Annotated in this window: 20 protein-coding genes and 1 tRNA gene; 2 read left to right on the forward strand and 19 right to left on the reverse strand. The window is 40.0% G+C overall.

Features of this window, described 5'->3' with window-relative positions; genetic code table 11:
* Positions 1-243 precede the first annotated feature (243 nt).
* The 12 genes from ACYVLS_RS05100 to pdhA all read right to left on the reverse strand — a co-directional run bounded on the left by ACYVLS_RS05100 (position 244) and on the right by pdhA (position 12487).
* Entirely contained in the window at positions 244-1554 is a 1311-nt protein-coding gene (locus ACYVLS_RS05100; protein ID WP_460322135.1) for an IS91 family transposase, read from the reverse strand.
* A 159-nt stretch (positions 1555-1713) separates the two neighbouring features.
* On the reverse strand, positions 1714-2748 hold the full coding sequence (locus tag ACYVLS_RS05105) for a SepM family pheromone-processing serine protease (RefSeq protein ID WP_460321987.1): 1035 nt from the start codon (positions 2746-2748) through the stop codon (positions 1714-1716).
* Complete coding sequence (gene coaD / locus ACYVLS_RS05110) at positions 2749-3246, reverse strand: pantetheine-phosphate adenylyltransferase (RefSeq protein WP_460321990.1); 498 nt, start codon at positions 3244-3246, stop codon at positions 2749-2751.
* A complete protein-coding gene (gene rsmD, locus ACYVLS_RS05115; protein WP_460321992.1) occupies positions 3239-3802 on the reverse strand; it encodes a 16S rRNA (guanine(966)-N(2))-methyltransferase RsmD in 564 nt (187 codons plus the stop codon). Before rsmD ends, coaD begins: the two co-directional genes overlap by 8 nt.
* 17 nt (positions 3803-3819) lie before the next feature.
* Positions 3820-4125: a YlbG family protein gene (locus ACYVLS_RS05120; protein WP_460321994.1), complete on the reverse strand. Its 306-nt coding sequence runs from the start codon at positions 4123-4125 to the stop codon at positions 3820-3822.
* Between the two features lie 75 nt (positions 4126-4200).
* On the reverse strand, positions 4201-4473 hold the full coding sequence (locus ACYVLS_RS05125; protein WP_460321996.1) for a DUF1507 family protein: 273 nt from the start codon (positions 4471-4473) through the stop codon (positions 4201-4203).
* An 88-nt stretch (positions 4474-4561) separates the two neighbouring features.
* Complete coding sequence (gene typA / locus ACYVLS_RS05130; protein ID WP_460321998.1) at positions 4562-6394, reverse strand: translational GTPase TypA; 1833 nt, start codon at positions 6392-6394, stop codon at positions 4562-4564.
* A 200-nt stretch (positions 6395-6594) separates the two neighbouring features.
* Positions 6595-7374 (reverse strand): inositol monophosphatase family protein, encoded by a 780-nt coding sequence (locus ACYVLS_RS05135; RefSeq protein WP_460322000.1) that lies wholly within the window; start codon positions 7372-7374, stop codon positions 6595-6597.
* A 129-nt stretch (positions 7375-7503) separates the two neighbouring features.
* Positions 7504-8910, reverse strand: coding sequence for a dihydrolipoyl dehydrogenase (lpdA, locus tag ACYVLS_RS05140; RefSeq protein ID WP_460322002.1), 1407 nt, complete (start codon positions 8908-8910; stop codon positions 7504-7506).
* A 12-nt stretch (positions 8911-8922) separates the two neighbouring features.
* Positions 8923-10275 (reverse strand): 2-oxo acid dehydrogenase subunit E2, encoded by a 1353-nt coding sequence (locus ACYVLS_RS05145; protein WP_460322004.1) that lies wholly within the window; start codon positions 10273-10275, stop codon positions 8923-8925.
* A 125-nt stretch (positions 10276-10400) separates the two neighbouring features.
* Positions 10401-11378, reverse strand: a complete 978-nt coding sequence (locus tag ACYVLS_RS05150; protein ID WP_460322006.1) for an alpha-ketoacid dehydrogenase subunit beta — start codon at positions 11376-11378, stop codon at positions 10401-10403.
* A gap of 2 nt (positions 11379-11380) precedes the next feature.
* A complete protein-coding gene (gene pdhA, locus ACYVLS_RS05155) occupies positions 11381-12487 on the reverse strand; it encodes a pyruvate dehydrogenase (acetyl-transferring) E1 component subunit alpha (RefSeq protein WP_460322008.1) in 1107 nt (368 codons plus the stop codon).
* 431 nt (positions 12488-12918) lie between these two features.
* Between pdhA and def the strand changes: the two genes are divergently transcribed.
* Positions 12919-13500 carry a peptide deformylase gene (def, locus tag ACYVLS_RS05160; protein ID WP_460322011.1) on the forward strand — a complete coding sequence of 194 codons (582 nt, stop codon included), beginning with the start codon at positions 12919-12921 and terminating at the stop codon, positions 13498-13500.
* A 359-nt stretch (positions 13501-13859) separates the two neighbouring features.
* On the opposite strand, the gene ACYVLS_RS05165 is transcribed toward def, so the two are convergent.
* The 3 genes from ACYVLS_RS05165 to ACYVLS_RS05175 all read right to left on the reverse strand — a co-directional run bounded on the left by ACYVLS_RS05165 (position 13860) and on the right by ACYVLS_RS05175 (position 16211).
* Complete coding sequence (locus ACYVLS_RS05165; protein WP_460322013.1) at positions 13860-15194, reverse strand: DUF1576 domain-containing protein; 1335 nt, start codon at positions 15192-15194, stop codon at positions 13860-13862.
* 50 nt (positions 15195-15244) lie between these two features.
* Positions 15245-15317, reverse strand: a tRNA-Ala gene (locus ACYVLS_RS05170).
* 114 nt (positions 15318-15431) lie between these two features.
* Complete coding sequence (locus ACYVLS_RS05175; RefSeq protein WP_460322015.1) at positions 15432-16211, reverse strand: Cof-type HAD-IIB family hydrolase; 780 nt, start codon at positions 16209-16211, stop codon at positions 15432-15434.
* Positions 16212-16449: 238 nt separating this feature from the next.
* Here ACYVLS_RS05175 and rnjA point away from each other — a divergent pair, with 238 nt between their 5' ends.
* Positions 16450-18120 (forward strand): ribonuclease J1, encoded by a 1671-nt coding sequence (gene rnjA, locus ACYVLS_RS05180; RefSeq protein ID WP_460322018.1) that lies wholly within the window; start codon positions 16450-16452, stop codon positions 18118-18120.
* Between the two features lie 85 nt (positions 18121-18205).
* On the opposite strand, the gene ACYVLS_RS05185 is transcribed toward rnjA, so the two are convergent.
* From ACYVLS_RS05185 to greA, 4 genes are all read right to left on the reverse strand, one after another.
* Complete coding sequence (locus tag ACYVLS_RS05185) at positions 18206-18844, reverse strand: response regulator transcription factor (RefSeq protein WP_460322020.1); 639 nt, start codon at positions 18842-18844, stop codon at positions 18206-18208.
* 4 nt (positions 18845-18848) lie between these two features.
* A complete protein-coding gene (locus ACYVLS_RS05190) occupies positions 18849-19901 on the reverse strand; it encodes a sensor histidine kinase (protein WP_460322022.1) in 1053 nt (350 codons plus the stop codon).
* On the reverse strand, positions 19898-20635 hold the full coding sequence (liaF, locus tag ACYVLS_RS05195) for a cell wall-active antibiotics response protein LiaF (RefSeq protein WP_460322024.1): 738 nt from the start codon (positions 20633-20635) through the stop codon (positions 19898-19900). The genes ACYVLS_RS05190 and liaF overlap by 4 nt, the downstream gene beginning before the upstream one ends.
* 133 nt (positions 20636-20768) lie before the next feature.
* Positions 20769-21242: a transcription elongation factor GreA gene (gene greA, locus ACYVLS_RS05200; protein ID WP_460322026.1), complete on the reverse strand. Its 474-nt coding sequence runs from the start codon at positions 21240-21242 to the stop codon at positions 20769-20771.
* Between the last annotated feature and the right edge of the window lie 11 nt (positions 21243-21253).

A 21253-nucleotide genomic window follows, 5' to 3' on the forward strand; every position in this document is an offset into this window, starting at 1 on the left:
TAAAAAAAGCTTCGGCTACGCCTTCGCCCTTTTGGGATAGTGCGTAGCCATTACTTTTTCAGTTCTGAATTATCGTAGACGATACCGTGAATACTCTTATAGTAAACAGGAACCATCTCATTTCCACATCTTTCACAACTAAATTTAGGTGGATCCATTGGGTCTCCACCATCTAGAACATCAAATTGTTTGACTATATCCTTTGGAATCTCCTCTATCTCTTGACACGTGCGACAGATAAATTCAACGTTTTTTATTGCTTTCTTTTTCGAGTTTATCCCAGCTGAACCGATATTTTTCAATAGCTTTTCGCGTTGCTTCTTTTTTCTTATATTCATATGTTTTCGACTCAATGTAATCAATCTCCCGATTAATATAGTTTTTAGCTTGTCTATCATTCGCAAATTGAAGGGTTAGACGCCCATTTTTGCGCACAGCTATCCCTCTAAACTCCATTACATTGCCACATTCCGAACATTCCAATGGATCTTCCCCAAATGATTCTATACGCCGCTTCCGCCAACCTAACGGTTTGATCATTTCCTTCGCATTGATTAACACTTTTTGTGTGTCAAGTTGAAATTGTTTGACCACTATCTTCATGAGTGTCTTAATACGACGAGAATACAAACCATAGTGGCGTACCATTTTAAACTGTTCATCTGGAATATGTCGGACAAGGCGTCCAATGAATTCCGCCACAGGTAGTTCCTCAACTTTCCATTCGCCATCCCGTTTATCTTGATAACTAAAGGCAACGACTTCACCGTCATACATAATGATGCGATGAAGAGCGATAGGTCCTCGCTTCATGTAGCGTCCAATATAACCGAGTAACCCTTTCACATGTGTTTTACTTCTCTTAGGCGCATGGATATAGAAACCATCTGGATTGTTTTTATACGCCGCTTGTAGCAAGGGCTGGACTTGCTTTTTGGCTCGCTCCGAAAGCACCTTTCGGATCAATTTTAAGACGACCGTCTGCCACTGTTTTCTTAGTTTGACGTAAGGAATATAGTCATATTGCTTCCATTTCCCATCCTTTGTCACCCCACCCATTGTCACAAGCATATGGATATGAGGGTTAAATTCTAGTTTAGATCCAAAGGTATGAAGAGCGGAGACAATACCAGGTGTGACACCTAACGATTCGAACCATTCATTCAAAAGCCGTCCGGCTTCGTCCATTAAGCCTTTTAATAGTTTTTTCCGATAATGACTAGTGAAAATGGGACGAAGCCCTTCATCAATGGTTAAAATCACATGGCGGTGAATACTACGGTACATGTCGTTTGATTGAATATCTGCCCATTTCTGTGCTTCTCCAACTGCGCAGGTGGGACAGAATTTCCCTTTACACCGAATCGGAACATGCTTAACATTTGGGCAAGCCTCACACTTATACACGCGGAATCCATTAGACAAATCCCCACAATGCAGAAACTTATCAACTTCTTTTCTAATAACTTGGCGTATCTTTCCTTTGTTATTTTTTAGAAAATTCTCCCAATTATTATTGTCCAGAAATATAGCTTTGAGTTTATTCATTTCTATGCGAATGCTTTTCTCTACCATACGTATAGTGTACCTTTAAATCCCCTCTCTTTTCAAATCAAGTGATAGTGATTAACGTTTGAGGTGATAGGCTTTCTAGCGGGTAAAACTTTATACTTTCCTATTCTACAAAAAAAAATACCACACGAATGTGGTATTTTATCTGTTTAAACTATTAAGATAACTGACAGCCTCGCTGAAATGATTAACCGCTACTATTTCCATATCAGTATCAATCGCTTCTGCAGTCTCTACAGCTGTCTGAAAATTAGATTGTATGGCTGGATAACTTAACAGTAAATCATCTTCAATTATGTCATCAGGCACAAAAAATATGTCTGCTCCTTCACGGTCAGCAGCCACAACTTTCTTGTCTATTCCACCTACTCGACCAACTTCACCCTGATCATTAATCGTGCCTGTTCCGGCTATCCTCAAGTCGTTGACGGGCTGATTAGTAACTTGCGAGTAAACTTCAAGGGCAAAAAGCAAGCCGGCAGACGGGCCACCAATATTGCCTGACTGGATAGATACAGAAGGATCTGTATCTACTTGAGAGCGCGTGACCAAGCTGATACCTATACCTGGTTGACCGGTTTCTTCCAATGTAATTAACTCTTCTTCAACAGACATTTCTTCAGAGTCTCTCTCAACTGTCAGTCGAATCGAATCTCCTTCTGCCTTGCTGCTGATTAAATCGATAAACTCTTCTGTATTCAGGAAAGACTGTCCATTAACTTCATGAATGCTGTCACCCGTTTCAAGTAAGTCTGAAAAGTTAGACTCTTCTGATACATTCATGACAAAGACACCTCGATAATCAATCTCATGAGGCAAGTCAGCTTCACTGAACGCCGCAGCTTTAGCCATATTAATGGAATTTTCCATGTAATAGCGCTGAAGTGTACGGTACTCAGAATAGTTCTCAAACTGTCCCAGCAATTGGTTTTCTCCAACGCCACTATGATAGGGTAAAAACTGAAAAAAAGCAGTAAAAGGTGTGGCTTTAAACAGTTCAATCGTGGTCAGCATCAGTTCTCCGTTACTTTCTTCGCTGACCCCTTCCACTTCTACCATCGGTCCAATCGATACTGCATTACCGGGTCGTTCTATATAGTATGGAAGAGGCAGAAAGAAAAAGGCATAGAGCAGCAACCCTGCCAATAAAATAGAGTAAAACCTCTTTTTAGTCAATTATTCAGGCCACCTTTTCGAGACATAGTCTTTCATCGCTTTCTCGACCGCTTCTGGTACCAGTTCACCGATTTCCCCATGATAAAAAGCAATTTCCTTTACCATAGACGAACTGATTGATCGGTATTTTTCATCGGCTATGAAAAATACTGTCTCAATTGACTGATTCTGGACTTTATTCAATGTAGCCACATCGACTTCGAATTCCATATCCTTGACGGAACGAATCCCTCTGATCAGCACATTGATTCCCAATTTTTCAGCAAGCTTAACCGTCAGACCGTCGTGAGTTAAGATGTTAATATTAGTAATTTTTTCATCTGCTAGAGTCGCCTCAATAAATGAAGCTCTCTCTTCTGCTGAAAACCAGTATTGTTTAGATGTGCTGGCGCTGACCACCACTGTGACTTCATCAAACAGCAGCGAAGCGCGCTTCAGGATATTAATATGTCCTTTTGTTACCGGGTCAAAACTCCCTACATACATCCCTTTATTCATTCAGAACCGTCCTTTCGAACAGGGATAACTTAGTCTGCCCATATATTTTTTCCTTGAACAAAATCAGTTCCGGATGATCACTAAGCACGTCACTGAATTTGTCCGTTTCACAGACAACTACTGCCCTGTCATCTAACAAGTCATTGGCTAACAATGCTTCAATTACTGACGTGAGATTCTGTTCTGCATAGGGTGGATCAAGAAAAACAAGGTCAAACTTAAGTCCTTTGCTGCTCAACTGACTGATAGCCAGCTGGTCTTTGCTTTTCATGACCGTAAATTTACTGTCTTCCTTAGTCATTTTTATGTTTTCAAGAATCACAGCTATCGCCTGAGGGTTTATGTCTATCAGGTAGGCCTCTGCCATTCCTCTGGATACTGCTTCAATTCCTAAAGCGCCACTGCCTGCATACAAATCAAGAGCCCTTCCCCCATCAAAATAAGGACCTATCATCTGAAACAGTGCTTCTTTAATTTTGTCCGTAGTAGGTCGTGTACTGTTACCTTTGACAGATTTTAAAGGTCTGCCGCCATATTCGCCAGATATCACTCTCATACATGCCAGTCCTTCTCTTAAATAATAGTTTCAAAGAAATCCTTTTCTTCTTTTTTCGGATTCAGCTGATCAACTTCATCCAGTACCCCATCAAATGTCTTAGGAATATCACACTGATGTCCCTCTTCAACTTTCCTCACGAAATGAAGCTTCGCGATTGTTTTTACCAGCTCATCTCTTTCTTCTCTATTTACATAGAGAATGACATAATTCATATTTTTTGATACATAATGCATCAGTCCATACCGTTTCAATTTGTTAACATATTTTGTTGTATACAGCCAGATTACTAAACCCGCTCTACCGCTTAACTGCTCTGTCATTTTATCCACCTTCATTTGTTTTTTTCATTATAACAAAAAACCCCCTCAGTGTGAGGGAGTTTTCAAATCAATTAATTATTTTTTAGACGTGTTAAATGCTTCAGAATAGACATCATTTAAGTGTTTTTCCAGCTTGCTTAACATGATTTGTCCTTCTTCTTCATCAATCATGCCCATAGCAGTAGCAAATTCCACTTTTTTAGAAAAGCCGAACATCTGAGTGTCGATTACTTCTTCGAATGCCGGGCAGGACACACAAAGGTGCTGCTGATTTTCAATGAGTGAAGAGATATGTTTGGCATCATCTTCGAGTATATCTTTTGCCAAAGCAACTTGTAACTGATCCATAGGCAATCCAGTCTCCTTTAATTTCGATTCACTATACTTTTATAAGTATATCATATAAAGATTGTGAATGTAACGCAATAGAAAAGAATTAATTACTTGATTTTTTTGCTGCTTTTTCACGCAAGTTTTTATTCAATATTTTCTTTCTCAGACGAATAGACTCTGGTGTTACTTCACAGTATTCGTCGTCTGCCAGAAATTCAAGAGACTCTTCAAGAGTCATGATTCTTGGACGCTTAATAACGTTGGTCTGATCTTTATTCGCAGAACGAATATTGGTCTTCTGTTTTTCTTTAGTCAGGTTAACTGCCAAGTCATTGTCTCTGTTATGCTGACCAACAATCATTCCTTCGTAAATTTCAGTTCCAGGATCAAGGAAAATGACACCACGGTCTTCAAGGTTCATAATACCATAAGTTGTTGCGACACCGTTCTCCATAGAAACAAGTGCACCATTACGTCTTTCACCCATCTGACCACCAATCATCGGTAAATATTGGTCAAATGTGTGGTTTAAGATTCCGTAACCACGCGTCATTGAAAGGAATTCATTGGTGAAACCGATTAGTCCTCTGGCTGGTGCCAGGAAAATCAGTCTAACTTGGCCGTTACCCGTGTGGATCATATCCTGCATTTCAGCTTTACGCGTACCCAGGTTCTCAATAACAGCTCCCATGTATTCTTCAGGAGTATCTATTTGAACTCTTTCAAACGGCTCAAATTTCTGTCCATCAATTTCTTTAATAATTACGACTGGTCTAGATACTTGCATTTCGTATCCTTCTCTTCTCATGTTTTCAATAAGAATAGACAAGTGTAATTCTCCACGACCTGAAACAATCCATTCGTCCGGAGATTCAGTGTTCTCAACTTTTAGTGAAACATCCGTCTGGAGCTGAAGCATCAGTCTTTCCTGAATTTTTCGTGATGTGACCCATTTTCCTTCTCTACCGGCAAAAGGAGAGTTATTAACCAGGAAAGTCATCTGCAGCGTTGGTTCATCAATGTGCAGGATTGGCAATGGATCAATATGGTCCACTGGCGTCACCGTTTCACCGACGAAGATGTCTTCGAAACCGGAAACCGCAATTAATTCACCTGCTTTAGCTGAATCAATTTCTACACGGTCCAATCCAAAGAAACCAAACAGTTTAGTAACTCGGAAGTTTTTAGTTGTGCCGTCAAGCTTACTTAAAGTAACACTGTCTCCGACTTTAATTTCTCCGCGGAAAACACGTCCGATTCCAATACGACCAACATAGTCGTTATAGTCAAGAAGTGAAACTTGAAACTGTAACGGTTCGTCACTATTGTCTATCGGAGCAGGAATTTCTTTCAGGATACTTTCAAATATCGGTTCCATCGTCTGCTGCTGACTTTCAAGGTCAACAGAGTAACTGCTGGTACCATTAATGGCAGAAGCATAAATAACTGGGAATTCCAGTTGCTCTTCGTCTGCATCCAGTTCAATCAACAGGTCCAGAACTTCATCTACTACCTCTTCCGGTCTAGCTGTTGGTTTGTCAATTTTGTTGACAACAACTAGCGGACGAAGCTTCATTTCAAGTGCTTTTTTTAGGACAAAACGTGTTTGAGGCATAGTTCCTTCATACGCATCGACAACCAGGACAACCCCGTCTACCATTTTCATAATACGTTCTACTTCACCACCAAAGTCTGCGTGACCAGGTGTATCCAGAATGTTAATACGGTGTTCTTTATAGTTAACTGCTGTGTTTTTAGCAAGAATGGTAATGCCACGTTCTTTTTCAATATCATTGGAGTCCATGGCACGTTCTCCCAGTTCTCCGTGAGCAGACAATGTATCTGACTGTTTCAACAATTCATCCACCAATGTCGTTTTCCCGTGGTCAACGTGGGCTATTATTGCTATATTTCTAATATCATCTCTTCTATTCATTTAATTCCTCCGTTATTCTTTCCTCTGATTGTTTATATACAATCATCAATGCAATGATTAAGTTTTCATGCTACTTTCATATACTGTCATAAAAAAAACACTTATCCTTAAGTAAAACTCAAAGATAAATGTTCCCCAGATATCCTGTCTTGTTGCAGTAAACATTATATCAGTAATGGACATGCTAGTACAATGTTTTTTTATATTTCTTTGAGTAGTTCCACTATTTTCGCGTGAGCTTTATTAGTTGATAATAACAGGTTGTTGTTTGACAGCAGATCAAGTGAATTGCCATTAAAATCAGTTGCTGTCATTCCCAGTTCGTTCATGAAGATTATTCCAGGCGCAATATCCCACGGCTTCAAATTAGAAGCCAAGTAAGCTACCACGTTTCCTTTTACCACTTCAAGTGTTTCCAGACCAGCAGAACCCAGCATTCTGACACCCATACTAGTATCGGCAATAGCCTTTAAACCGCTCGTATGATTTCTTATCATGAGGGCCGAACTGGAAGCAATTAAACCTTCTGACAAGTCCAAGTCTTGAGGCGATTGAATCTGTTTCCCATTACAACTAACACCTCCGCCTTTGATTGCTGCATACAAATTATTATGTGTTACGTCAAACACATATGCGAGTTGTCCAATGCCGTCTTCATAGACTGCAAGCATGACCGCAAAGTTTTCCTGCTGTTTGACGAAATTAAGAGTGCCGTCTATCGGGTCGATAATCCATACTCTTCCTTCCAGTGATGAAATATCGTCTCCGAATCCCTCTTCACCAACAATCTTATCTTCAGGAAAATACTTTCTAATATTCGCCACTAGACGCTCTTCGATGGTCTTATCCATCTCAGTTACTAAATCATTATCAGCTGTTTTTTGTTCGACATCCAGTGCTTTGTTTTTATTGGCTGAAAGGTATTCTTTAATGTCATAAAGCCATTCTTTAATTAGTTGATCTTGTTCTATTATATTCATTGTTACTCCTCATTTCTTTCCATTACTTATTCTTTATTTTATATAAAGTAAAGAATTAAAGCAAAAATCTATTTTATGTATGAAGAAAGACCTTTAGCTTTCAGACTAAAGGTCTTTCAATAAATTGACTTACATGTGGATTGGTAAACCTAACGCAGCTTCTGCAGCGTCCATTACAACTTCACTTAATGAAGGGTGACCATGAATAGTCAATGCAATATCTTCTGCATTCATGCCACTTTCAACAGCTAGTCCGATTTCTGCAATCACATCAGATGCACTGATTCCGGCTACTTGTCCACCGACAATTACATTATCTTCTTTAGTTGTAACTAAGCGTACAAAACCTTCAGTAGCATTCAAGGATAGTGCACGGCCGTTTCCACCTAGTGGGAACTTAGTGACTTTAACATCCATTCCTTGATCTTTTGCTTCTTTTTCAGTTAACCCGACAGAAGCAATTTCAGGATCTGTAAAGGCTACGGCAGGAAGTGCGCGGTAATCCACGGCTACCTTCTTGCCTGAGATAGCTTCAGCTGCGATTTTAGCTTCATAGCTAGCTTTGTGAGCTAAGGCAGGTCCAGGTACAACATCTCCGATACCCCAGATGCTTGAAACGTTTGTGCGCCCCTGGTTATCTACTTTAATCAAGCCACGTTCGCCCATTTCAACTCCAGCCTGTTCAAGGCCTAGTTCATCAGTATTTGGACGGCGCCCAACTGTTACCAATACATAATCTACATCAAGAGACTGTTCTTCTCCTTTAGCTTCATATTTAACCGTTACACCATTATCATTAACAACAGCTTCTTTAGCCATTGCATCAGTTACAATGTTTACGCCACGTGATTTGAAGCTTTTCTCAACAAGCTTAACCATATCTTTATCGAAACCGTTAAGAATTGAAGGCAAACCTTCAAGAATAGTGATTTCAGTACCTAAGTTAGCATATACACCAGCTAATTCAGAACCGATGTATCCGCCACCTACAATAGCCATTTTCTTAGGAATTTCAGTCAGGTTCAATGCACCCGTTGAATCAAGCACGCGATTGCTGAACTTGAATCCTGGGATTTCAACCGGGCGGCTTCCTGTAGCAACAATAGCATTGTTGAAAGAATACGTTTGAGCATTGTCTTCACCCATAACACGAAGCGTATTTTCATCTACGAAAAATGCTTCTCCATCAAGGATTTCAACTTTATTCTTTTTAAGAAGGCCTTCTACACCTTTAGTCAGTTTAGAAACAACCTGGTTGTTTTTCCATTCCTGAGTTTTAGCAAAGTCAATTGTCACGTTTTCTGTAGAAACTCCAAAAGCTGAAGAATCCAATGAGTCCTGATACTTGTGACCGGCAGCGATTAGCGCTTTAGATGGAATACATCCAACGTTCAAGCATACGCCCCCAATGTGTTCTTTCTCAACAATAGCAACTTTCTGACCCATTTGGGCTGCACGAATTGCTGCAACGTATCCACCAGGGCCAGCACCAATTACTACTGTATCTAATTCAATTGCGAAATCTCCTACTACCATTTAAGATTCACCTTATCCTTCCATTAATAATAATTCAGGATCTGCTAATAGACGTTTAAGTTCGTTCATAGCTTTCTGACCTGTTGCTCCATCGATTACACGGTGGTCGAATACTAGTGACAATGCAAGCATTGGAGCCGCTACAACTTCGCCTTCATCATTTACGATTGCTTTTTTCGCAATACGTCCAACGCCTAAAATAGCAACTTCCGGGTGGTTAATGATTGGTGTGAACCAACCGCCGCCGACAGAACCGATGTTTGAGATAGAAATAGATCCATCTGCCATATCGTTAGATTTCAATTTACCTTCGTGAGCTTTTGCTCCCAGTTCAGAAATTTCTGAAGCAATATCAAACATTGATTTTTTGTCTGCATCTGAAACAACCGGTACATATAGTCCCTGTTCAGTATCTGCAGCAATACCGATATTGAAGTAGTTCTTGTAGACAACTTCATCAGTCGTGTCATCGATAGATGAGTTCAATGCTGGGAATTTCTTCATTACTGAGATAATTGCCTTAACAACGTAAGGTAGGAATGTCAGTTTAACATCCTGCTCTGCAGCAACCGTCTTGAATTTAGTACGGTGAGCCATCAGTTTAGTTACATCAACTTCATCAAACAGTGAAACTGAAGGAATAGTTAATGAACTGTTGACCATAGCTTTAGAGATAGCTTTACGTGTGGTAGACATTTTTTCTCTTGTTTCTTCATCAGAACGACCTGATTTGAATGGTTTAACGTTAGTAGACACTGCAGAAGAAGTACCTGTAGACTCAGAAGCTGCTTTCTCTTCTGTCTTCTCTTCAGATGTTGAAGCAGCACTTTCGCCTCCACCTTGCAGGAAGTTATCGATATCGTCACGAGTTGTGCGGCCACCTTTACCAGTTGCCTCAACTAAGCTGATATCTACATCTTTTTCACGAGCATATTGTCTAACCGACGGCATAGCCAGTACGCGCTTATTCGGATCAGACGTTTGAACGACTTCACCTGAAGCTTTTCCTTCAGAACCAGCCGGGTCTGTTTCATCAGTTCCAGCAGTAGCTGCTTCTTCTGATGACATTTCGGATTCAGATGCTTCTTTTTCAGTGTCAGCTTCCTCTTCCTCAGAACCTGCATCGCCTTCTGCGTCGATTTCCACAATTGGATCTCCTACAGAAGCTACAGTACCTGGTTCAACTAAGAATTTTTTGATTGTTCCATCAACCGGAGAAGCAAGTTCCTCAACTGATTTATCGTTTTGGATTTCTGCTATCGAATCGCCTTCTTCAACTGTGTCTCCCTCAGAAACTAACCAGCTTACGATTTCGCCTTCAGCCATACCTTCCCCAACATCAGGGAGTTTAAATGTAAAAGCCATTATTTTTCTTCCCTTCTATAATGATTTCATTTTAGAAATTAACTTTACTCAATAAGGAACAATCTTTCTATTCTCTTATATCGAGTTAAAAAGAGTGTTCCTTTTGAGTTTATGCTATATTTTTTTTAAAATTCAACTGTTTCTTTGATTACGCCAGTTATATCCTTAGCATTTGGCAACCATTCATTTTCAGCCTGTCCAAATGGATAAACTGTATCTGGTGAAGCCACAAAACCGATTGGTGCTTCAAGAGATAGAATAGCGCGCTGAGATACTTCAGAAATGACAGTGTTACCTACACCAGCCATACGCTGAGCTTCTTGAACCATAACCATACGGCCAGTTTTCTCAACAGACTTGATAACTGTCTCATAGTCAATAGGAGAAACAGTACGCAGGTCAACAACTTCTACAGATACGTTATCTTTTTCAAGTTCTTCAGCTGCTTTCAGTGCTTCACGAACCATGTAACCATAAGCTACAACAGTCACGTCAGAACCTTCTTTAGCAACTGCAGCTTTACCTAGAGGAACAGTGTACTGTTCTTCTGGAACTTCATCACGGAAAGAACGGTAAAGTTTCATGTGCTCTAGGAATACAACCGGATCTTCGTCACGAATAGCTGAAGTCATAAGACCTTTAGCATCATAAGGGTTTGAAGGAATAACTACTTTCAGTCCAGGAGACTGAGCCATTAATCCTTCCAAGCTGTCTGCGTGCATTTCAGGAGTATGAACGCCACCACCAAATGGTGAACGAATAACTGCAGGCAAGTGCATTTTTCCGCCCATACGGTAGCTAGTACGAGCCATTTGGCCAACGATTGAGTCCATTACTTCGAATACAAATCCGAAGAACTGGATTTCCATAACTGGACGGAAACCTTGAACAGCTAAACCGAATGCCATACCACCGATACCAGACTCAGCAAGTGGAGTATCACTGACGCGATCTTCACCATATTTGTCGAAAAGCCCTTGAGTAGCACGGAAAACTCCGCCGTTTTTACCTACGTCTTCACCGAAAATCAAGACTTTTTCGTCACGGGCCATTTCTAAATCAAGTGCTTCCGTGATTGCTTGAATCATTGTAAGATTCGCCATGATTATTTACTCTCCTTTGCTTCGTATTTCTCAATCTGCTCAACAATGTTCTGACCTGGCTCCTGGTACATGTTTTTCAGGAAGTCTGAAATTTTCATTTTAGGTGCCTGGTCTGCTTCTTTAGCAGCTTGTTTGATTTCTTCTTTAGTTTGTTCAATCAGTTCTTCTTCCTGTTCAGTTGTCCATAGTCCTTTTTCTTCAAGGAACTTACGGAAACGAATTAGAGGATCTCTTTGCTCCCAGTAATCAAATGATTCCTGTTCACGGTAACGTGTAGGATCATCACCTGATGTTGAGTGAGGTCCGAAACGGGAAGTAATTGTTTCAATCAATACAGGACCGTTTCCAGCAGCTGCCCACTCACGAGCCTGCTTAGTTACTGCATATACTGCCAATGGATCCATTCCGTCAACCTGGATTCCTGGAATCCCAGCTGCGGCAGCCTTTTGTGCCAATGTTGTAGCTGCAGATTGCTTCTCACGAGGAGTAGAAATCGCATAGCCGTTGTTTTGAATGAAGAAGACAATCGGCGCTTTGTAACGTCCAGCAAAGTTCATACCTTCATAAACATCACCCTGTGAAGATCCACCGTCACCAGTGTAAGTGAATGTTACTTCATCTTCTTTTCCAGCCATTTTCTGGCCTACTGCGTTACCCATTCCCTGGATAAACTGCGCTCCAATGATGATTTGAGGTGGAATTGCGTTTAAATCATCTGGATAGTTGTTACCTTCCACATGTCCACGAGACCATAGGAAAGCCTGTGATACTGGTAAGCCATGTTGAATAAGTTGAGGGACATCTCTATATCCCGGGTATAACCAATCCTGCTTTTTAAATGCAAAATGACTGGCTAATTGAGAAGCTTCCTGCCCCATAGTTGGTGCATAGAAACCTAGTCTTCCTTGACGTGCTAACGCCATAGAACGGTCGTGAAGGACACGTGACCATACCATTCTTCTCATTAATTCTACTAATTCATCGTCAGATAACTCGGGCATGATATCGTTATTAACGACATTCCCGTCTTTATCTAAAATTTGAACCATCGGGAACGAAGCTTCGATAGAGCTTAATAATGCTTCGTAATCAACTGGTTGCTTTGCCATAGAATACCCATTCCTCTCTGTTTTATAATTCATTGCAACAGTTATTTTCTTCTGTTACATTTTACTACATTCCTTTTTAAATTTATCATGATTACTCACTAAATGCAAGCTATACGGCCAGTCTGTTTTGTTAAGAAATACTGATATAGAAGGAATCCAGCCCTATTGTGATGTTTAGAGCAATGACGCTGTATTACTTGTTTATCTCCATTATTTTTAAATCAAGTTCTATTAAAGTAATACAGTGAAAAAAACTGTTATATAAAAGTCTTCTGTCCCCTGATTTTGTACCATTAAGTTTCTTGTCTCTTGAATCTTTGTGAATTACATAACTTTACTTCATGAGAAGACTTTAACCTAATTAAATTTTTAAGATGCGGCTTTCTAAAAAAACTGGTAAAATAGATAGGACCATAACAAGGAGGAATACTATGATTACAATGAAAGATGTTATTAGAGAAGGACATCCTACTTTACGGATGACTGCAGAGGCTCTCACTTTTCCTCTGGAATCTGAAACCATCGAATTAGCCGAAGATATGCTTGAATTTTTGAAAAACAGTCAAAACCCTGACATCGCCGAACAATATGACCTGCGTCCCGGTGTTGGCATTGCTGCTCCCCAGGTAGACCGATCAATACGATTGATTGCAGTACATGTTCCTTCAAGTGACGAAGAAGATGACACCCCCGATTTCAGCTCGGTTTTAGTGAATCCTAAAATTTTGAGTCACTCTGTCCAGCAGACCTGTCTATCTGACGGAGAAGGCTGTCTCTCAGTCGACAGAGAAGTTCCGGGTATCGTTCCCCGTCATAAGCGCATTACTGTTGAGTTTTATGATCTTGAGGGAAACAAGCAGAAAAAAAGACTGAGAGATTTCCCTGCTATCGTTGTGCAGCATGAAATTGATCATTTAAATGGTGTCATGTTCTATGACCGAATAGATAATGATAACCCATTAGCCCTGCCGGACGGTATTGATGTACTGGGAGCAGAGCCTTCAGAAGATTAGTTAAAAAAATACGGTCAATTCAAGCAGGATAGCCTCTTGAACTGACCGTATTTTTTCATTTAAGCTCATAAGCTAGTTAATTAACTGACTTTCGTCAACACTATGACACAAAGACTAACTCAGTATCATACTCTTCAACGTGTTATAGCTATTATTAAAGATAGTACCAGCTTACTGTCTATATATCTTTCAGTTTGGTTAATCTTACGTGGTGATGTTAGCTATACTAAAATAGTGACTCAGTCAAACATAACTAGCTGACCAACACGACTTATATAAAAACACTGGACAGCCGATTGAATAAACTCGGTTGTCCAGTGTTTTTATGTGCTGAGGACTAGATATTTCCCAGTACGTTATTAATCTTCTACTTTGATTACTTCTGCCGGATCGACCGGTTCTCTCATTTCTTTTCTCTTCTGCTGCTGATACTGTACAGCTTCAAGCAGTGGAATCATAATTGCTGCCACAAAACCGCCGGCAAACCCGTTATTATATAAGTTAATTCCGCCATGTAAGTAGCCGGTGTTTGAAACGACACTTAAATGAAGTGCTCCAGCTAAAATCCCTATCAGTGTGCCGTATCTTCCAGCAATAGGTGCAATCGTCGTACCAAACAGTCCGGCGATAACAACTGATGTTGAACTCATATCGTAGCCATTCAAGTAGCCCATCAATGAAACGCCTATCAGAATAGGCAATACATTTCTCACATGTTTACCGAAAGCTCCGAAACCAACCACGGTCAGAATACCACCTATGGCTGGGCCGTTAATCTCGCCTCCATGAAAGAGTACATAAAAAGTCGAAATATAGCCAAGGAACGCCATGTTAATAAGTGTGGCACTAAAGCCATTTGTTTTAAGAAAGTCTGTGGATAGTTGTCCTGAATGCTTTATTAAAGCTCCATAATTATTTAACGTCCAGGAGTTTAAATACAATCCGCCAATCAGCATCAGCGTGAATAGTGTCAGAAAAATAATTGTAAACGCCTGATTGTTTCCACTTGAAATCATGTTTACTGGTTCAATGTTTCTTCCGGTACTTCTTAATAGTGAAGTAAACATAGTACCAACTATCCCACTGGTAAAGCCGACATTGTAAACACTGAATCCTTTCGTAAAGCCGACAAAATGTTTGGCTAAAGGCGGTAGAATAAAGCCGGCAATAAAGCCAAATAGGTAACCGTAAAATACGCCTATTGGAAAAGAAAGGCCAATATTAAATGTTATTTCACTGACAAGGGGCCCTAACGCTGTCCCGAACAGTGCAGCCAATAATGATCGTTCTGCAGGAACCTCAGTAACCTTAGCGTATGCAAATGCGCCAAGAACGATAGGCATTGAATTGTACAAGTTTTTTCCGAAGAAAGAAAAGGCTGCGACTGTGAAGACTGCCGCAATAATTGGACCATTAACTTTAGCCTTGGTCATTCGGATGACGCCTATCGAATGAGCGGTTAATAAAGCTGAATTAAAGAGCGTTGCTCCGACGTTGGAAAGTGCAAAATAGTCTGTCGTAAGATTTGCAGGCGATGTCAGGATGGTTATTTGACCTGAAATGATTTCCTGAGGAGTATTGAAGACAAAAGCAAGAGAGGCAAAGAAAATAGCAATACTCAGCAGAAACCCATACTTTATATTCTGGGAAATGACATTATACTGTGTAATATGCAGTTGATTTTCTGAAATCAAAAATATATCCTCTTTTCTTTTTTTATGTCTGTTAAAATTTTTGTTTTTTATGGAGATAATCGGGCTCGAACCGACGACCTCTTCGCTGCCAGCGAAGCGCTCTCCCAACTGAGCTATATCCCCTTAACGGCACTTATATATTATTACGTATAGTAAGTAAAAAGTCTACCGTTTTCAGCGAAAAATTAAACGACACTCGTTTTTTTCACAGTTTTGACACAATCTTTCTTGCCTATTTTAAATGAAATTCAAGTTTTTCAAGGCAGAGTATATGCCCTCTTCGCCGTTTCTAGCCGTTACAAAATCGGCCACTTTTTTAACTTCTTCCTCGGCGTTCCCCATGGCAACCCCTGTACCGACATGTCTAATCATTTCAATGTCATTGAATCCGTCACCAAATGCAATAATATTCTGATTATCTACACCAATGTGATGGGCCAGTCGCGTAATCGTCTCGTATTTTGAGCCGTCTGCAGGCAGTACATCTACTCCAGCATCATGCCAGCGCACAAACCTGAACTGACTGAATAGATTGTTTTCGTAAAGCTCTGCCTCTTCTCGAGTATAAAACAGTAGACACTGGACCAGAGACTGTTCTTTATAATACTCTCTATCGTAGTCTGGCACAGGAAAACCGACATGGTGCATGCCGTTTATCATTCTATTGTTTGGTTCGCTGCTGCGTCTTCTTAAGTCGTCCACCGTTTCATATATCATCTGATGGCCGTTATCATCCGCCATTTGAATGAGCTGATTCAGTTCTTTCTTATCCAGTGAGTTAGTGTAAATAGAATCATTTTGATAATAAGCAGCTGCTCCATTACATACAATGTAGTTACTGATTCCCAGCTCTTTAATCACTTCCATAGCCATCGAACGGTTTCGACCGGTAGCGATAGCTACTTCATGGTTTTTCATTAAACTGGATACAGCCTCTTTCGTGCTTTCGGCTAAATTCTTATTATCATCCAGTAATGTCCCATCAATATCAAATACAAATAGCTTTTTTTTAGTCATTACATCACTTCCTCATTTATTTTCTTAACCCAGTATATATGAAACTCAGTTTTTCTCAATGAGAATAAGAAGTTCAATTTTAACTAACTACTGATAAATTACCTTTCCTATACTTATTATTTTCATTATGGTAAAATAATTCTATCAGTGGACTGTGCCCACTATAATGATCGGATAACATTACGAAATAAAGTAATTAAGACTAGCACTGGATTTCAAAAATACAAGGAGATAAAACATGAAACCAAATATAAAGAATAACGAAACGGCCGTGTACGCACTCGGCGGTTTAAATGAAGTAGGAAAAAACACATACGCCGTACAGTTTCAGGATGAAATTATCATCATTGATGCCGGCATTAAGTTCCCCGAGGACGATCTGTTAGGAATCGATTATGTTATTCCAGATTACACTTACCTTGTAGAAAACAAGGATAAAATTAAAGGTCTGTTTATTACTCACGGCCACGAAGATCACGTGGGTGGCATACCGTTTCTACTGAAACAAATAAACATTCCGATTTATGCCAACAAACTGGCACTTGCTTTAATCCGCAATAAACTGAACGAACACAATCTGCTTCGTTCAGCTACCTTGCATGAGGTCGGAGAAGATTCCGTCATCAAATTCCGTAAAACTACTATCTCGTTTTTCAGAACGACACACAGTGTTCCGGAATCCTACGGAATCGTTGTTAAAACACCAAATGGTAACATTGTTCAGACTGGCGATTTTAAATTTGACTTCACGCCTGTTGGAGAACCGGCTAATCTTCACAAAATGGCTCAGATTGGAGAAGAAGGCGTTCTTGCACTGTTATCTGACAGTACGAATGCTGAAGTTCCTAATTTCACCAAATCGGAACAAGTAGTCGGAGAATCCATCCGCAACCTTCTGAAAAAGATAGATGGCCGTATCATATTCGCTACTTTCGCTTCCAATATATCCAGAGTTCAGCAAGTAGTAGAAGCTGCAAATAAAACCGGTAGAAAAATAGCTGTTTTTGGACGTAGTATGGTAACTGCCATGGAAACTGGTCAGGAATTAGGTTACATTAGAGCCGAAGAAGGCACATTTATAAAAGCGAATGAATTGAAACGCTATAAGGATAACGAAGTACTCATACTCTGTACAGGTTCTCAAGGAGAGCCTATGGCGGCACTGAGTCGAATTGCTAATGGCACACACCGCCAGATTTCCATTCAACCTGGAGATGCCGTTGTCTTTTCCAGTTCACCAATCCCTGGTAACACAGTGAGTGTGAACCGCGTTATTAACCAGCTGCTTGAAGCCGGTGCTAATGTAATTCACGGTAAAGTAAACAATATACACACTTCCGGTCACGGAGGTCAGGAAGAACAGAAACTGATGCTTCAGTTGATGAAACCTAAATATTTTGTACCCATTCACGGTGAACACCGTATGCAGAGAATTCACTCTGGTCTAGCACAGAAAACAGGTGTGCCGGAAGAAAATTGCTTTGTACTGGATAATGGAGAGATCGTTGCCTTTACTGAAAACAGTGCACGTAGAGCGGGAGAGTTTGATGCTAGAGATGTCTACATTGACGGAAGCGGAATTGGAGACATTGGTAACGTAGTCCTGCGTGATCGTAAAACACTGTCAGACAATGGCCTTGTGGTAGTTGTTGCCACTATCGATACAAATAAACGTGAGGTTCTGGCCGGACCTGACATCATTTCCAGAGGATTTATTTATATGAGAGAGTCTGAAGAGCTCATACAAAATGCTCAGAAAGTTGCCTTCAAGAGTATCCAGAAATCTTTCGGTCACAAGCAAATAAACGAATTCAAAATGAGAAATGACTTGATAGAAGACGTCAAACAGTTCCTCTTTGCAGAAACTGAAAGAAAACCGATTATTCTCCCGGTCATTTTAACTAACTGATTGCAGAACTAAACTATAAACACAAAAGCGATTATCCCCTCAACCAGGGATAATCGCTTTTTATTATGCATGAAACAAAAAACTGTTACTCATCCTCGACTAAATCATGCCGAAATGCGTAGATTGCCACTTGGGTACGGTCCTCTACTTCCAATTTGGACAATATATTTGATACATGTGTTTTAACAGTCTTTAAGGTAATAAACAGTTCGTCCGCTATTTCCTGATTGGTATAGCCTCTCGAAATCAACTGAACCACTTCGTTTTCCCGGCTTGTCAAGCGTTCATGCAGATCATGCCGGTCTTTATTTTCTCTTTTTTCTTCTAATATCGTGCTGACTTCATCTTCAATATAGTTTTTACCATTGAAAGTGCTTCTAACTGCATCGGCAATTTCCTGAGCTGATGAGGTCTTTAGAATATAGCCGCATGCTCCCGCCTGCATAGCTGGGTATACTTTTTCATCATCAATGAAACTGGTGAGAATCATAATTTTTGCTTCAGGCCACTTTTTTATAATTTCTTCGGTTGCCTGAGTCCCGTCCATGACTTCCATCACTAGGTCCATTAAAATAATATCCGGTTTCAGCTCAAGAGCAAGCTCGACACCCTTTTGACCATTTTCAGCTTCTCCGACTACTTCAATATCCTTTTGTACAGAGAAAAAAGATGACAGCCCTAACCTGACCATCTGATGATCATCAACTAACAGTAATTTTATCATAGACTCATCCTCCCGAATTATACGGGACAGATATTTCAATACGTGTCCCTATATCTTTTAACGATATTATTTTGACTTGACCGCCTAGGCCTTCAATTCTTTCTTTGATGTTATGTAACCCATAGCTGCCTGATCTTGACTCTGACGCATCAAATCCTACCCCGTCATCAATTATACTTAACTGTATCAGCTTTTCCTGTTTTCTAAGATACATTTCAAGCTCTTTCGCTTTGGCATGCCTCAATACATTAGATAATAACTCCTGGATGATTCTAAACAAATCGTCTTCAATGCCATGAGAAAGGGTAAGGGCCTCAATCTGATAATGAATACTGATATCAGTTTTTGAAGACAGTTCTTTAAGAAGTTGTTCAATCCCCTGTTTAAGGGATTTTCCATCAAGCTGCACAGGCCGTAAATGAAGAAGCAAGGCACGCATTTCGGTTTGAGAAGCATTGATGGCTTCTTCTACCATATTCAGTTGCCGAACGACATTATCCGGGCAGTCCTGAATCTGATGGTTGGCTGCTGACAGAAGCATTGAAGCAGCAAATAACTGCTGACTGACCGAATCATGCAGTTCACGAGCTATTCGTCGTCTTTCATTTTCAAGAATTTCTTCACGTGATTCACCAGATACACCTTTTGACTCTTGAGCGTACTTTAAAGCCTGGTCTGCCATAAACATTAATTTTTCATGTAACTTTAAAAATTGCCTATCAACATCTTCATTTATCTGAAGAGGCGTATCAAGGGAATACATATCCATAAAGATTGAGGCAGAATAATGCCCTTGACTCATCATCTTGAGTCCTTCTTCAACTTTTCTCAACTTCTTTTTTTCAAATGCTCTCAAATAGGCTACAGTCAGTAGGGCCAGACCAAGCGAAAAAAGCAGCAAATAGAGGATAAGTGAAATTCCGATGAAGTTTACCTGATAAAGGGCAGTAAGCCTTTGATTTTCTGACAACGAAAGAAGAATGAATACTGAAATAAATAGTAAGACAAACAGATATAGGAAAAAATACCGGAAGAAAATGGGTAGTCTCCGCTTCATAGATGTACCACCTCTATCTCTCCCACTAATGTGCTTGTTACAATTTTCAATTTTCTCATAGATGTGGAATAGTCAGATGAATACCATTTAACTGTTTCGTTCTTTAATGTGTATTCTTCCTTGTCAATAACAAGCTTACCTAACCCCATACTGACATCTACTGAAAGGGCTGTGTCTCGGGGCACTATAATTTTCGTGTCACCCAGACCTTTCCGTATCAGGATAATATTTTCTCGCTTTGGCAGGATTGTGTTACCCAAATCAAAAAAAGTATCGCCTAATATTTTTATGAAGTTTTTATCTTCCCACTGAAAGACTTCTTTGCCAACCGAATCGTCCCCGAACCATTTATGTCTTGAAAACTGCAATTCGCTGACATCATAATTATCCCAGTTCACACTGATATATTCTTTTTCCTGCCAGTACTGTCTTTTCTTGAATAAAGGATCTCTGACCGTTCGGGACAGACGACTGTTGCTGTTAAACTCAACTACGAGAAAGACACCGAGTATTGCCCAGAAAGCACTGGTAAAGACTAAAGACAGTAAAAGCAGACCAATTGCAGTCCACAGATAACTAGATGTTTTCTCTTCTTCCTTGCCCGATCCTCTGTAAAGCAGGAAAGAGAAAATAGCACCAATTAAGAGAAGCAGCAGAAACATATTATTGAAAATCTGATAAAACAACCAGACAAACAGGAGTATCATAGCCGTTCGGTAGAGAGATGAATTCATGAGTGACACCTCCTTTAAATATACTACCAGTATAGCTAATTATACGCTTAATAGCACTAGTTCCTATTAAAAATCGGTCTCAGGAACTAGAAAAAGGTTAAAGAAAGAATTACTCTTTCTTTAACCTTTAGCTTTAAAATACGTTTGTAATTTCAACTTCCATGCTTCCGCCTGGTGTGTTGATAGAAACTTTGTCGCCAATTGTCTTGCCGATAAGTGCCTGAGCAATTGGTGATTCATTGGAAATTTTTCCTGAGAAAGGATCTGCTTCCGCTTTTCCAACAATTGTATACTCTTCTTCAATTCCATCGGGCAATTCCTTGAAGATTACTGAGCGACCAAGCGTCACTTCTCCTTCTTTGGAATTAGAGCTGTCAATGATTTGAGCATTTTGAAGCATATTTTCAATCGTGCTGATTCGTCCTTCTACAAAAGCCTGCTCGTCTTTAGCAGATTCGTATTCTGAATTCTCAGATAGATCGCCAAACCCTCGAGCAATCTTAATGCGTTCAACAACTTCCTTACGCTTAACTGATTTCAACTGCTTTAATTCATTTTCCAATTTTTCTTTACCTTCTAAAGTCATTGGATAAACTTTTTCTGTCATCAATATTTCCA

Source organism: Alkalibacterium psychrotolerans, from assembly GCF_054784355.1.

Excerpts from the sequence above, each read along its gene's own strand:
- coaD (WP_460321990.1), bottom strand. The coding sequence starts at position 3,246 with ATGAATAAAGGGATGTATGTAGGGAGTTTTGACCCGGTAACAAAAGGA.
- rsmD (WP_460321992.1), bottom strand. The coding sequence starts at position 3,802 with ATGAGAGTGATATCTGGCGAATATGGCGGCAGACCTTTAAAATCTGTC.
- ACYVLS_RS05120 (WP_460321994.1), bottom strand. The coding sequence starts at position 4,125 with ATGACAGAGCAGTTAAGCGGTAGAGCGGGTTTAGTAATCTGGCTGTAT.
- ACYVLS_RS05125 (WP_460321996.1), bottom strand. The coding sequence starts at position 4,473 with ATGGATCAGTTACAAGTTGCTTTGGCAAAAGATATACTCGAAGATGAT.
- typA (WP_460321998.1), bottom strand. The coding sequence starts at position 6,394 with ATGAATAGAAGAGATGATATTAGAAATATAGCAATAATAGCCCACGTT.
- ACYVLS_RS05135 (WP_460322000.1), bottom strand. The coding sequence starts at position 7,374 with ATGAATATAATAGAACAAGATCAACTAATTAAAGAATGGCTTTATGAC.
- lpdA (WP_460322002.1), bottom strand. The coding sequence starts at position 8,910 with ATGGTAGTAGGAGATTTCGCAATTGAATTAGATACAGTAGTAATTGGT.
- ACYVLS_RS05145 (WP_460322004.1), bottom strand. The coding sequence starts at position 10,275 with ATGGCTTTTACATTTAAACTCCCTGATGTTGGGGAAGGTATGGCTGAA.
- ACYVLS_RS05150 (WP_460322006.1), bottom strand. The coding sequence starts at position 11,378 with ATGGCGAATCTTACAATGATTCAAGCAATCACGGAAGCACTTGATTTA.
- pdhA (WP_460322008.1), bottom strand. The coding sequence starts at position 12,487 with ATGGCAAAGCAACCAGTTGATTACGAAGCATTATTAAGCTCTATCGAA.
- def (WP_460322011.1), top strand. The coding sequence starts at position 12,919 with ATGATTACAATGAAAGATGTTATTAGAGAAGGACATCCTACTTTACGG.
- ACYVLS_RS05175 (WP_460322015.1), bottom strand. The coding sequence starts at position 16,211 with ATGACTAAAAAAAAGCTATTTGTATTTGATATTGATGGGACATTACTG.
- rnjA (WP_460322018.1), top strand. The coding sequence starts at position 16,450 with ATGAAACCAAATATAAAGAATAACGAAACGGCCGTGTACGCACTCGGC.
- ACYVLS_RS05185 (WP_460322020.1), bottom strand. The coding sequence starts at position 18,844 with ATGATAAAATTACTGTTAGTTGATGATCATCAGATGGTCAGGTTAGGG.
- ACYVLS_RS05190 (WP_460322022.1), bottom strand. The coding sequence starts at position 19,901 with ATGAAGCGGAGACTACCCATTTTCTTCCGGTATTTTTTCCTATATCTG.
- liaF (WP_460322024.1), bottom strand. The coding sequence starts at position 20,635 with ATGAATTCATCTCTCTACCGAACGGCTATGATACTCCTGTTTGTCTGG.
- greA (WP_460322026.1), bottom strand. The coding sequence starts at position 21,242 with ATGACAGAAAAAGTTTATCCAATGACTTTAGAAGGTAAAGAAAAATTG.